Origin of the sequence: Streptomyces sp. NPDC058157 (assembly GCF_042884105.1) — a bacterium.
Taxonomy (GTDB): Bacteria; Actinomycetota; Actinomycetes; order Streptomycetales; family Streptomycetaceae; genus Streptomyces.
In genome coordinates this window covers 1-12,546 of record NZ_JBHVUQ010000206.1, presented here as the reverse complement: position 1 = coordinate 12,546, position 12,546 = coordinate 1, and the positions used below count along the sequence as shown (strand labels likewise).

The following is a 12,546-nucleotide window of genomic DNA, read 5'->3' as shown; positions in this document are numbered from 1 at the left end:
TCCGTGGGGGGCCGGTCTGTCATGGGTCGCCGTTGGCGATCGCGACGCGACGCGACCGAAGGGAGCGCCCTTGACAGGCCGGCCCGACGCGGAAGGACGATGAGACTGACGGGAAAGCCCCAACCCTTCTCTGAGACCGCTGAGTGTGGTCCCGCCCCTCCCCGGTACCGGGCAGCTGGTCGGCACGGCACTCGGTCGACGTCCGGGGTCAGCCCGGCAGCGCCACCCCCGTCAGCGTCGGCGTCGCCACCGTCAGGGTGTCGGCTGCCAGCGCCACCGCCGGGCCTGCCGCCGACTCGTGTTCCCACACGCGGCGGGGGCGGCCCGACCGGGTCTCCAGGCCCGTCACGAACGGTGGGGCGGGGCGGCCCAGGAGGCCCCGGCGGCCCCCGTGTGCGGAGCGGACGTACAGCATCCCCCGGCGGACGCCCAGCAGTTCGAGGACGCACTCCGTGCCCTCGCGCCGGGTCACCGGCTGCTGCCAGCGCACCGCCCCGCTGCCCGCGTCCAGCGCGAACACCGTGTCCCAGCCCTGTTCCGGCCGGTACGCGGCCACGTACACCACCCCGTCCTCGACCAGCAGCCGCTCCGCCGCCGCACCCGGCTCGAAGCGCCACAGCTCGTAGCCCCTGCGCCGGTCCAGGGCGCGCACCACGCCCCCGTCCAGCACGTGCACCGTTCCCGCGGGCAGGTCCGGGACCTCCCGCGCCCCGGCTCCGTACCCGCGCGGCCAGGACCACAGCGGTGTCCCGGTCGGCAGGTGCAGGGCGCGCAGTTGGCGGCCGTCGCCGAGGACGAGGCACTCGCCCGACACCGTCACCGTCCGCGGGTCCGACTCCGGCACCGGCTGCCGCCACGCCCGTTCGCCGGTGTCCTTGCGCAGGGCGCTCAGCTCCCCGTCCGCCGCCACGAGCAGCAGACCGGGCGCGGGCGTCAGCGCGGCCGCCCCCGGCAGCTCCCGCCACCACCGCACCCGCCCGTCCGCCGGCTCCCGGACCACCAGGCGCCCGCCCGGCCCGCCGTCCGACTCCACCACCACGCACACGGTGTCGGCGTCGGCCGCGCACCACACCCGTTCCGGCTCGGGGAGCGGACGGGCCGCCACGCCCTCGTCGGCGTACGCCGTCCAGCGCGTGGTCCCGGAGTCGGCCTCCGCGCACCCCACCTCGGAGCCGGACGTCCACACCACCCGCTGCCCGGCCGGGTGCAGCGCCTGCGGCCGGGCGCCCTCGGCCCGCCAGCGTTCCGCCCGGGTCGCGCCCGGACCGGCCGGGAGCCCGCCGGCCCGGCCGGGCCCCGAGGTCACGGAGTGCGGCGGGCGCGTGCCGGGGTCGGCGGCGGCCGGCTCCAGCCAGGGCGCGCCCGCGGTGCAGTCCCGGGCGATCCAGGCCAGCTCGCGGCCCCGCTCGGCCGGTTCGGCGAGCTCGCGCGCGGCGGCGGCCCGCTCCCGGGCGGTGGCCGGCTCCAGCACGGGGCGGTGCCCCTCGGCGTTCAGCTCCCGGGCGGCCTTCAGGGCGCCACGGGCCGCCTCGACCTCCTCCTCCCGCTGCCCGGGCACCGCCACCAGCTCGGCCAGGGCCTCCTCGGCCCGGTCGAGGGCGTCGGCCGCACCGGCCCGGTCCCCGACGGCCAGGCGTTCCCCCGCCACCCGGCACAGCGCCCGCACCCTGGACCCGCCGACGGGGATCCGCGCGGCCAGCCGCAGGGCGGCGGGCAGGTCCTGGCGGGCGACGGCGGTGACGGCCTTGGACCCGGTGGCGGCGCGGACCGCCGGGCTCGGTATCCGGGCCAGCCAGCGCTCGGCCTGCGCCAGGTCTGCGGGGGCGCTGGCCAGGGCCGCGCGGGCGAGTACGGCCTCCTCCGCCGCGCTGCCGGGGAAGTGCCGCCGGGCCAGGCGCACCCCGCGCTCGGGTGCCACCGCCGCGAGCTCCTCCGCGACCTTGCGCAGCCGGCTCGCGCGGCGCGGCCCGAACACCGGGAACAGCGCCTGCTGGGCGTCGGTCAGGACCCGTTCGGTGCGCGCGGGGGCGTCCCGGGAGATCCGCCGGGCCAGGCCGGTCAGCAGCCCGGCCACCCGGGCACCGTCGCCGCCGCCGTCGGCCCACGCCCACCGCTCGGCGTCCGCGAGCAGCCGGGCCGCGAGCCCGGCGTCGAACCGCGCCGCCGCCTCGGCCGCGAGCGCGAGCCCTTCGACGCGCGCCTCCCCGGCCCCGGCGGGCAGCCCGCCCAGCGCCTCCTCGGCCTCGACCAGCAGCTCCCGTACGAACTCCCGCACGGGGACGGGAAGCCCCGACCCGCCCCCGGCTCCCCCCTCGGCCCCGCCGTCGCCCGCCGGTCCCGGCTCGGGCTCCGCAGCTGGACCGGGAGCCGGTCCCCCGACCCCGTCGCGGCCGGCGTCCTCCTCCTCCTCGACCGACGGCTGCTCCCGCTCCGCCGCCGTGTCCCGAGCCCTGTCCGCCCCCGGCTCCCGTCCCTCCTCGCGCCCCGGCTCCCGTCCCTCCTCGCGCCCCGGCTCCCGTCCCTCCTCGTGCCCCGGATCGCGTCCCTCTTCGCGCCCCGGATCGCGGACCGTCGCCCCCGGCAGCCCGTCCTCCGTCAGCCCCCGCAGCGCCCGCCCCACCGCCTCGGCCGAGCCGGGACGGTCCGCCGGGGACTTCGCCAGGAGGGCGGCCAGCAGCGCCTCCAGTTCCCCGGGTAGCGCCACCCCCGCCTCCCGCAGCGGCGGCGGCGGGTCCTCGATGTGGCGGCGCATCAGGACGTACGGCCCCTCGCTCTGGCCGAACGGCGGCTCGCCGCTCAGCAGGGCGTACAGCACGCACCCCAGGGCGTACAGGTCGCAGCGGGCGTCCACGTGCTCGCCCCGCCACTGCTCGGGCGCCATGTACGGCGGGGTGCCGAACATCCGGCCCGTCACCGTCCAGCCGGCCGTCGCGTCGGCGGAGTGCGCGATGCCGAAGTCGCAGATCTTGAGCCGGCCGCCGGGCAGCAGGAAGAGGTTCTGCGGCTTGAGGTCCCGGTGGACCACCGCCCGTTCGTGCGCGGCGGCCAGCGCCTCCGCCGTCTGCGCGGCCAGGTCCACCGCCCGCGCCACCGGCAGTCCGCCCCGCTCGCGCGCGAGCACCGCCCCCAGGTCCTCCCCGGGCAGCAGCTCCATCACGATGAACAGCCGTCCCTCGTGCTGCCCCACGTCGTGCACCACGGTGATCCCCGGGTGCTGGAGCCGCGCCCCGATGGTGGCCTCCCGCCGGAAGCGGGCGATCAGTTCCGCGTCGGTCGCCGCCTCCAGCAGCACCTTCACCGCGACCGGCCGGTCCAGGGCCAGGTCGTGTCCCGCCCACACCTCGCCCATGCCGCCCGCCCCGAGCCGGCGCTCCAGCCGGTACCGGTCCGCCAGCAGTTCCCCCACCCGCACCGCGAAGCCCCCTGACACCACGTCATCCGACGGTCGACGGTCGTCCAGGGGGCATTCTCCACCGTGAAGTGAACTACCGGGGGTCGGAAGGCGAACGGCGGCGGATCCGGCTGCCCAGCCACACCAGCGGGTCGTACTTGCGGTCCACGGCCCGCTCCTTCAGCGGGATCAGGGCGTTGTCGGTGATCTTGATGCCCTCCGGGCAGACCTCCGTGCAGCACTTGGTGATGTTGCAGTAGCCCAGCCCGTGCTCCTCCTGGGCCGTCCGCTTGCGGTCCAGGCCCGCCTCCTCGGCGGCGTCCAGCGGGTGCATGTCCAGCTCGGCGACCCGCATCAGGAAACGGGGTCCCGCGAAGGCGGGCTTGTTCTCCTCGTGGTCGCGCACCACATGGCAGGTGTCCTGGCACAGGAAGCACTCGATGCACTTGCGGAACTCCTGCGAGCGTTCCACGTCCACCTGCTGCATCCGGTACTCGCCCGGCGCCAGCCCGGCCGGCGGCACGAACGCCGGGACCGAGCGCGCCTTCTCGTAGTTGAACGACACGTCCGTCACCAGGTCCCGCACCACCGGGAAGGCCCGCAGCGGGGTGATCGTGACCGTCTCCGCCCGGTCGAAGACCGACATACGGGTCATGCACATCAGCCGCGGCCGCCCGTTGACCTCCGCGCTGCACGAACCGCACTTGCCCGCCTTGCAGTTCCAGCGCACCGCCAGGTCCGGGGCCTGGGTGGCCTGGAGCCGGTGGACGATGTCCAGGACCACCTCGCCGTCGTGCACCTCGACGGTGAAGTCCCGCAGGTCCCCGCCCTCCGCGTCGCCCCGCCAGACCCGGAAGCGGGCGTCGTAGGTGGTCATCCGTGGAGCTCCTCTTCGGCCAGGTACTTGGCCAGCTCGTCCTTCTCGAACAGCGCCAGCAGGTCGGGGCGGATCGGCTCGGTCCGTACGCGTTCCAGGGCGATCCGGTCGGCGGCGGGATCGGCGGGGACCGGATCGACCGGCCGGCACAGCAGGTTCACCGGCCGCCACGCCCGCTCCATCGCCGGACGGTCCTCGCGGGTGTGCCCGCCCCGGCTCTCGGTGCGCTCCAGGGCGGCCCGGGCCACGCACTCGCTGACCAGCAGCATGTTGCGCAGGTCCAGCGCGAGGTGCCAGCCCGGGTTGAACTGCCGGTGCCCCTCGACCCCGGCGCGGGCGGCCCGTGCGCGCAGGGCGGCGAGCCGCTCCAGGGCCTCGGCCATCTCGGCCTCGCGGCGGATGATGCCGACCAGGTCGTTCATGGTCGTCTGGAGCTCCTGGTGGAGCGTGTACGGGTTCTCCGCGCCCTCGTCGGCGTGGAAGGGGGCCAGCGCCTCGGCGGCGGCCGCGTCGATCTGCTCCTGGGAGACCGCCGGACGCTCGGCGCCGGCCGCCGCGTGCTCCGCGGCGTGCAGGCCCGCCCGCCGCCCGAAGACCAGCAGGTCGGAGAGGGAGTTGCCGCCGAGCCGGTTCGAGCCGTGCATCCCGCCCGCGACCTCACCGGCCGCGAACAGCCCCGGCACCCCGACGGTGGCGGCGGTGTCGGAGTCCACCGCGATGCCGCCCATCACGTAGTGGCAGGTCGGCCCGACCTCCATCGGCTCGGCGGTGATGTCCACGTCCGCCAGCTCCTTGAACTGGTGGTACATCGACGGCAGCCGCCGCCTGATCTTCTCGGCGGGCATGCGCGTGGACACGTCCAGGAACACCCCGCCGTGCGGGGAGCCGCGGCCCGCCTTCACCTCGGAGTTGATGGCCCGGGCGACCTCGTCACGGGGCAGCAGCTCGGGCGGGCGCCGGTTGGCGTCCGGGTCCTCGTACCAGCGGTCGCCCTCCTCCTCCGTCTCGGCGTACTTCTCCTTGAAGACGTCCGGGACGTAGTCGAACATGAACCGCTTGCCCTCGCTGTTGCGCAGCACCCCGCCGTCGCCGCGCACCGATTCGGTGACGAGGATGCCCTTCACGGAAGGGGGCCAGACCATGCCCGTGGGGTGGAACTGCACGAACTCCATGTTGAGCAGCGGCGCACCGGCGAGCAGGGCCAGCGCGTGGCCGTCGCCGGTGTACTCCCAGGAGTTGGAGGTGGTCTTGAAGGACTTGCCGATCCCGCCGGTGGCGAGCACCACCGCCGGGGCCTCCAGGACGAAGAAGCGCCCGGACTCGCGCTCGTAGCAGAAGGCGCCCGAAACCCGGTCGCCGTCCTTCAGGACCCGCGTCACCGTGCACTCCTGGAAGACCTTGAGCCGGGCCTCGTGGTCCCCGTACTCCTTGAAGTCCTCCTGCTGGAGCTGCACGATCTTCTGCTGGAGGGTGCGGATCAGCTCCAGGCCGGTGCGGTCGCCGACGTGCGCGAGGCGCGGGTACTCGTGGCCGCCGAAGTTGCGCTGCGAGATCCGCCCGTCGGGCGTCCGGTCGAAGAGGGCCCCCCAGGTCTCCAGCTCCCACACCCGGTCCGGCGCCTCCTTGGCGTGCAGCTCGGCCATCCGCCACTGGTTGAGGAACTTCCCGCCGCGCATGGTGTCGCGGAAGTGGACCTGCCAGTTGTCGTGCGCGTTGGCGTTGCCCATGGAGGCGGCGATCCCGCCCTCCGCCATGACGGTGTGCGCCTTGCCGAAGAGGGACTTGCAGATCACCGCCGTACGGACGCCCCGCTCCCGCGCCTCGATCGCGGCCCGCAGCCCGGCACCACCCGCCCCGACCACGACCACGTCCCACTGCTGCCGGTCGACTTCGGTCATGTCAGAAGATCCTCGGGTCGGTGAAGGTGCCGGTGGCCAGCAGGTACACGTAGAAGTCGCACAGGGCCACGCTGATCAGGGAGGCCCAGGCGAGCTGCATGTGGCGGGTGTTGAGCCGGCCGACCCAGCTCCACAGGCGGTAGCGCACCGGGTGGGCGGAGAAGTGCTTGAGGCGGCCGCCCATGATGTGCCGGCAGGAGTGGCAGGAGAGGGTGTAGGCCCAGATCAGCGTGATGTTGACCAGGAACAGCAGGGTGCCGAGGCCCATGTGCCCCCACGCGTAGTGCCCGTCGCGGAAGGTCAGGACGGTGTCGTAGGTGAGGATGCCCGCGACCGGGACCGCCGCGTAGAAGAACCAGCGGTGCGCGTTCTGCAGGATCAGCGGGAAGCGGGTCTCGCCCGTGTACCCGGTGTGCGGTTCGGCGACCGCGCAGGCGGGGGGTGAGGCCCAGAAGCCGCGGTAGTAGGCCTTGCGGTAGTAGTAGCAGGTCAGGCGGAAGCCGAGGGGGAAGACCAGGATCAGCAGGGCGGGGGACAGGCCCCACCAGCTGCCGAACAGGTCGAGGTTGGGGCCGCCGCGCATCGTCTCGCAGTTCTCCGCCAGGCAGGGGGAGTAGAACGGGGAGACGTAGGGGGCCGCGTAGTAGTGGGCGTTCGCGAACGCCCGCCACGTCGAGTAGACGACGAAGGCGAGCAGCCCGGCCGCGGTGCCGGCGGGGGCCAGCCACCACCGGTCGGTGCGCAGGTGCCGGGCCGTGATCGCGGCCCGGGAGGGGGAGTGGACCCCGCCGGGCCGTTGCCGGGGTGGTTCCGTGCCTGTGGCCAAGGAGAACTCCGGGTGGAGTGCGATGAGGGGTGGCCCAGGAGGCCCGGCCGCTCGCGCGGCCGGGCCAGATGGGAGAGGGCGGGCGGTACGGGGACGTCAGGGGGCGCGGCGGTCGCGGACGCCGAGGCCCTCGTCGTCGGTGTCCGTCCACTTGGACTGGTCGTACGGGGTGTCCGGGACGGTGACCATCCCGGACGGGCCGGAGGGCTTGGTGGCGGCGGCCGGCGACTGCCGGGCGACGTCCTGCTCCAGCCGTTCCACCGAGCGGACCAGCTCGTTCAGGTTGCGTCGTACGGCCGTCAGATCGTCTTGCAGGGACATGACGTGACCTCACTTCCGCGGGGGTGCGGTGGCAACGCTCACGGGCGCCTGCGAGTGTCGCGCCTCCCGTCCCCGGTTGTGAAGGGACGTGCAGCGATTCCGGGCGCGCAGGCGCAAACCGTGCGCCCCTCCCTGCCCCCATTTTCATCCCTCGAACGAGGGAACGCCCGTCCGGGCCGCAACCGGGATTGGTCCGCACGGGTGGGGTTCGCGGCGTGGCGCGGGTCCGCTCCGGAGGACCCGGCCGGCCGTCGATTTCAGTGGATTCCGGCACCAGTGTGATCAGCTCCATATACCGCCGAACGTGATCAAGACCCCCCTCTTTCACGGCTCCACGCCCCGCCCCGGAGGTACCACCCATGACCCAGAGAACGCGCAGGTCCTTGGCGCTCCTCACCTCGGGAGTCCTTGCACTGCCGCTCCTCGCGGGCTGCGGGGCGGGTGAGGACGACGGCGGGCCGGCCGCCGCCGGACCGGACATCGCGCTGACGGCCCGCGAGCAGGTCGCCGACGGCGGGGTGCTGCGCTGGGCGGTGGACTCCCTGCCGGAGACCCTCAACAGCTTCCAGGCCGACGCGGACGCCACCACCGGCCGGATCGCGGGGGCGGTGCTGCCCCAGCTGTTCACGCTGGACGCCAAGGGGCGGCCGGTGGCCAATCCCGACTACCTGGAGAAGGCCGAGGTGGTCGCGCGCGAGCCCAAGCAGGTCGTGCTGTACCGGCTGAACCAGAAGGCGGTGTGGAGCGACGGGCGGGAGATCGGCGCCCCCGACTTCGTGGCGCAGTGGCGGGCCCTGAACGGCAAGGACTCGGCGTACTGGACGGCCCGCAACGCCGGCTACGAGCGGATCGAGAAGATCGAGCGCGGCAAGTCCGACCTGGAGGTCAAGGTCACCTTCAACCGCCCGTACGCGGACTGGCGCTCCCTGTTCAGCCCGCTCTACCCGAAGCAGGTCATGGGCACCCCGGAGGCCTTCAACGAGGGGGCCCGGGGCGCCCTCAAGGTCACGGCCGGCCCCTTCAACCTCGGGGCCCTCGACAAGAAGACCGGTACGGCGGCCCTGACCCGCAACCCCCGCTGGTGGGGCCGGCCCGCCAAGCTGGACACCCTGGTCCTGACGGCGGTCCCGCGGGCCGGCCGCCCGGCGGCGCTGGCGGCCGGGAAGGTGGACCTGGCGGAGGTCGACCGGGCGGGCGCCGACCGCATCGGCCTCGCGCACCGCGACGCGGGCCGCACCGACGGCAGCCACGGCCCGGGCGCCTCCCTGACCCCGGCGCAGGCCACCCTCTCCTGGGCGCTGGCCCACGGCACCGACGAGGCGAAGGCCAAGGAGGAGCAGGAGAACCGGCAGAAGGGCGCCGAGGCGGTGAAGGCGTACGCGGACGAGCAGTCGGCGCTGCGCGGCTTCGAGGTCCGCAAGTCGCTGGAGCCCTCGTACACCCAGCTGGCCATGAACGGGGCGTCGGGCCCGCTGTCCGACGAGCGGGTGCGCCGGGCGATCGCGCGGGCGCTGGACCGCAAGGAGCTGGCGGAGATCGTCCTGAAGCCGCTGGGCCTGCCGGCGAAGCCGGTCGGCAGCCACCTGGCCCTGGCCGGGCAGCTCGCGTACGCGGACAACAGCGAGGCCCTCGGCGGTACGGACACCCACGCGGCCCAGGCCCTCCTCGCGGACGCGGGCTGGCGCAAGGGCGGCAAGCTGACCGAGCCGGAGGCGAAGGCGGGCCCGGAGGGCGAGGGGGCCACCGACGACTCCAAGACCCGGGCGGCCGCCAAGCCCGGCCCGGGCGACGGCACGGGCAACGACGGCCTCTACATCGTGGGCCAGGACGACGGCCGGGGCGGCGCCGTGCGCCGGGACCGGCCGGACCGCCAGGGCCGGGCGGGCCGCCCGGGCGCACCGAGCACGGGCCCGCACGTGTTCCAGGAGGGCCGGGTCGACTTCGGGGAGCAGCTCGTAGACGAGGGGATCGCCTTCGCCCCGGGCGGCCTGCGTACGGCGGTCTCGCCGGTGCTGGCCCCGTCCTCCCTGGCCGTCCAGCAGGAGGACGCGCTGCTGACGCAGGCGGGGGCCATCGAGGACGGCAAGCGCGCGGCGGCCGCCGCGGCGGCGAAGGCGAAGGCGGAGGCCGACGGCGAAGGGGAGGACGCCAAGGAGCCGGCCAAGGCGACCCCGGCCCCGGCCCCGGTCAAGCAGACCGCCCCCCGCACCTCGGGCGCCATGCTCGCCAAGGACGGCAAGCAGCTCAACCTGCGCTTCGTGATGCCGGCCGGTCCCGGCTCGGAGGCCCTGCGCGCGGTCGGCGACCGGATCTCCCAGACGCTGCGGAAGATCGGCATCAACACCCAGGTGACCAAGGTGCCCGACGAGAGCTTCTTCAAGGACCACATCGCCTCGGGCCAGTACGACCTGGCCCTGTACTCCTGGCCGGCCACGGCCTTCCCGGCCACCGACGCGCGGCCGATCTTCGCGAAGCCGGAGCCGGCGGCGGACGGCTCGCTGCTCGTCGAGCAGAACTACACCCGGGTCGGCACCGACCACATCGACCAGCTGTTCGACCAGGCGGCCGGTGAACTGGACGAGGGCAAGGCCCGCGACCTGATGCGCAAGGCGGACGCCCGGATCTGGGCCGAGGCCGGGTCGATCCCCCTGTACCAGCGCCCGGAGCTGGTCGCGGCCAAGCCGGGTCTGGCGAACGCCGGTGCCTTCGGGCTCGGGGCGCCGCGCTTCCAGGACATCGGCTGGAAGAAGCCGCCGGCCGCGAAGGGCGAGAAGGGCGGGAAGGGCGAGAAGGATGAGAAGGAGAAGTAGCCGGTGGCCGGGAGACGCCCGGCGAAGAAGTGGTGAAAAAACGGGGCCTGTCGGGTTGACCGGCGGGTAGCAAGCTCAGAAGTGACTCAAGTTCCTTGCCCGCCGGATGCCCGGCGGGCAAGGTCGTGCGTACCCGTTGACCCGCAGGAACACCCGCTCTCCCCCCGTAGTACAGACCGCCGGGAAACCCCACCCACACCCCGGCCGTCCTCAGTCGTCCGGCCTCTTGACAGACCCCCCGGCAGGCGGTTCCCGCCGTTCGACGTACGATGGGGTAAGGCCGTGGCAGGTTTTCCGCCCGGCAGAGGCTCGCGTGCCAGGCCGTACGCGACGCCATCCACGATCCCGGGAGAAGCGCCGAAGTGCCCACGCGCCACGACATCCGTAACGTCGCCATCGTCGCCCACGTCGACCATGGCAAGACGACCATCGTCGATGCCATGCTCAAGCAGGCCGGTGCCTTCGCCGCCCACCAGCAGCTCGACGACCGCATGATGGACTCGAACGACCTGGAGCGTGAGAAGGGCATCACGATCCTCGCCAAGAACACGGCGGTGAAGTACCACCCCAAGGACGGCGGGGCCCCGATCACGATCAACATCATCGACACCCCCGGCCACGCCGACTTCGGTGGCGAGGTCGAGCGCGGTCTGTCGATGGTGGACGCCGTCGTCCTGCTGGTGGACGCCTCCGAGGGTCCGCTGCCCCAGACCCGCTTCGTGCTGCGCAAGGCCCTCCAGCAGCGCAAGCCGGTCATCCTCTGCATCAACAAGACGGACCGCCCGGACTCCCGGATCGACGAGGTCGTCAACGAGACCTACGACCTGTTCCTGGACCTGGACGCCGACGAGGACCAGATCGAGTTCCCGATCGTCTACGCCTGCGGCCGTGACGGCATCGCCTCGCTGACCAAGCCGGAGGACGGCACCGTCCCCGCGGACAGCGACAACCTGGAGCCGTTCTTCTCCACCATCCTGGAGCACGTCCCGGCCCCGACCTACGACGAAGAGGCCCCCCTCCAGGCCCACGTCACCAACCTCGACGCCGACAACTTCCTCGGCCGCATCGCGCTGCTCCGCGTCGAGCAGGGCGAGCTGCGCAAGGGCCAGACGGTCGCGTGGATCAAGCGTGACGGCACGATCTCCAACGTCCGCATCACCGAGCTGATGATGACCGAGGCGCTCACCCGCAAGCCCGCCGAGGTCGCCGGCCCCGGTGACATCTGCGCCGTCGCCGGTATCCCCGAGATCATGATCGGTGAGACCCTGGCCGACCCGGAGAACCCGATCGCGCTGCCGCTCATCACGGTGGACGAGCCGGCCATCTCCATGGTCATCGGCACCAACACCTCCCCGATGGTCGGCCGCGGCGGTTCCGGCAAGGGCGCGGACGCCAAGGCCGCGGTCAAGGACCGCAAGGTCACCGCCCGCCAGGTCAAGGACCGCCTCGACCGCGAGCTGATCGGTAACGTCTCGCTGCGCGTCCTGGACACCGAGCGTCCGGACGCCTGGGAGGTCCAGGGCCGCGGTGAGCTCGCGCTCGCCATCCTGGTCGAGCAGATGCGCCGCGAGGGCTTCGAGCTGACCATCGGCAAGCCGCAGGTCGTCACCCGCGAGATCGACGGCAAGGTCCACGAGCCGGTCGAGCGCATGACGATCGACGTGCCCGAGGAGCACATGGGCGCCGTCACGCAGCTCATGGGCGTCCGCAAGGGCCGCATGGACAACATGTCGAACCACGGCTCCGGCTGGGTCCGCATGGAGTTCGTCGTCCCGTCCCGCGGCCTCATCGGCTTCCGTACGGAGTTCCTGACCCAGACCCGCGGCACCGGTATCGGCCACTCGATCCACGAGGGCCACGAGCCGTGGTTCGGCCAGCTGGTCACCCGTAACAACGGCTCCCTGGTCGCCGACCGCGCCGGTGCGGTCACCGCGTTCGCGATGACCAACCTGCAGGAGCGCGGCGTGCTGTTCACCGACCCCGGCACCGAGGTGTACGAGGGCATGATCGTCGGCGAGAACTCGCGCGCGGACGACATGGACGTGAACATCACCAAGGAGAAGAAGCTCACGAACATGCGCTCCTCCTCCGCCGACTCCTTCGAGGCGATCGTCCCGCCGCGCAAGCTCTCCCTGGAGCAGTCCCTGGAGTTCTGCCGCGACGACGAGTGCGTCGAGGTGACCCCGGAGGCCGTGCGCATCCGCAAGGTCGTCCTGGACCAGAAGGAGCGCTCGCGCACCGCTTCGCGGGCCAAGTCGGCCAAGTAGGACGCGAGTAGGCTTCTGGCCGAAACGCATACCTTCGGCGACGGCCCCTCCCCGCACCGGCCCGGTGGGGGGGGGGGCCGGGGGCGGTTTGGAAAACGGTTGTTGGGGCCCCGGGTGCCCCTACCCGAAGTGTAGCTGCGGGATAAAGTATAAACC

At 73.4% G+C, this 12,546-nt stretch carries 7 protein-coding genes; 2 read left to right on the top strand and 5 right to left on the bottom strand.

All coding sequences use genetic code 11. The features are described 5' to 3' along the window. Positions 1-208: 208 nt before the first annotated feature. The 5 genes from ACFVXK_RS32480 to ACFVXK_RS32460 form a co-directional block, all read right to left on the bottom strand. On the bottom strand, positions 209-3,430 hold the full coding sequence (locus ACFVXK_RS32480) for a protein kinase (protein WP_389618875.1): 3,222 nt from the start codon (positions 3,428-3,430) through the stop codon (positions 209-211). A gap of 55 nt (positions 3,431-3,485) precedes the next feature. Next, positions 3,486-4,268, bottom strand: coding sequence for a succinate dehydrogenase/fumarate reductase iron-sulfur subunit (locus ACFVXK_RS32475; RefSeq protein ID WP_389618873.1), 783 nt, complete (start codon positions 4,266-4,268; stop codon positions 3,486-3,488). Beyond that, complete coding sequence (locus ACFVXK_RS32470) at positions 4,265-6,166, bottom strand: fumarate reductase/succinate dehydrogenase flavoprotein subunit (protein WP_389618870.1); 1,902 nt, start codon at positions 6,164-6,166, stop codon at positions 4,265-4,267. Before ACFVXK_RS32470 ends, ACFVXK_RS32475 begins: the two co-directional genes overlap by 4 nt. A 1-nt stretch (position 6,167) precedes the next feature. Then, a complete protein-coding gene (locus ACFVXK_RS32465; RefSeq protein WP_389618867.1) occupies positions 6,168-6,992 on the bottom strand; it encodes a hypothetical protein in 825 nt (274 codons plus the stop codon). 96 nt (positions 6,993-7,088) lie between these two features. Then, positions 7,089-7,313 (bottom strand): hypothetical protein, encoded by a 225-nt coding sequence (locus tag ACFVXK_RS32460; protein WP_389618865.1) that lies wholly within the window; start codon positions 7,311-7,313, stop codon positions 7,089-7,091. A gap of 359 nt (positions 7,314-7,672) precedes the next feature. Between ACFVXK_RS32460 and ACFVXK_RS32455 the strand changes: the two genes are divergently transcribed. Both ACFVXK_RS32455 and typA read left to right on the top strand, forming a co-directional pair. Beyond that, complete coding sequence (locus tag ACFVXK_RS32455; protein ID WP_389618862.1) at positions 7,673-10,123, top strand: ABC transporter family substrate-binding protein; 2,451 nt, start codon at positions 7,673-7,675, stop codon at positions 10,121-10,123. A gap of 362 nt (positions 10,124-10,485) precedes the next feature. Next, positions 10,486-12,390 carry a translational GTPase TypA gene (gene typA / locus ACFVXK_RS32450; RefSeq protein WP_389618859.1) on the top strand — a complete coding sequence of 635 codons (1,905 nt, stop codon included), beginning with the start codon at positions 10,486-10,488 and terminating at the stop codon, positions 12,388-12,390. Positions 12,391-12,546 lie beyond the last annotated feature (156 nt).

Excerpts from the sequence above, each read along its gene's own strand:
- ACFVXK_RS32460 (WP_389618865.1), bottom strand. The coding sequence starts at position 7,313 with ATGTCCCTGCAAGACGATCTGACGGCCGTACGACGCAACCTGAACGAG.
- ACFVXK_RS32470 (WP_389618870.1), bottom strand. The coding sequence starts at position 6,166 with ATGACCGAAGTCGACCGGCAGCAGTGGGACGTGGTCGTGGTCGGGGCG.
- ACFVXK_RS32455 (WP_389618862.1), top strand. The coding sequence starts at position 7,673 with ATGACCCAGAGAACGCGCAGGTCCTTGGCGCTCCTCACCTCGGGAGTC.
- ACFVXK_RS32475 (WP_389618873.1), bottom strand. The coding sequence starts at position 4,268 with ATGACCACCTACGACGCCCGCTTCCGGGTCTGGCGGGGCGACGCGGAG.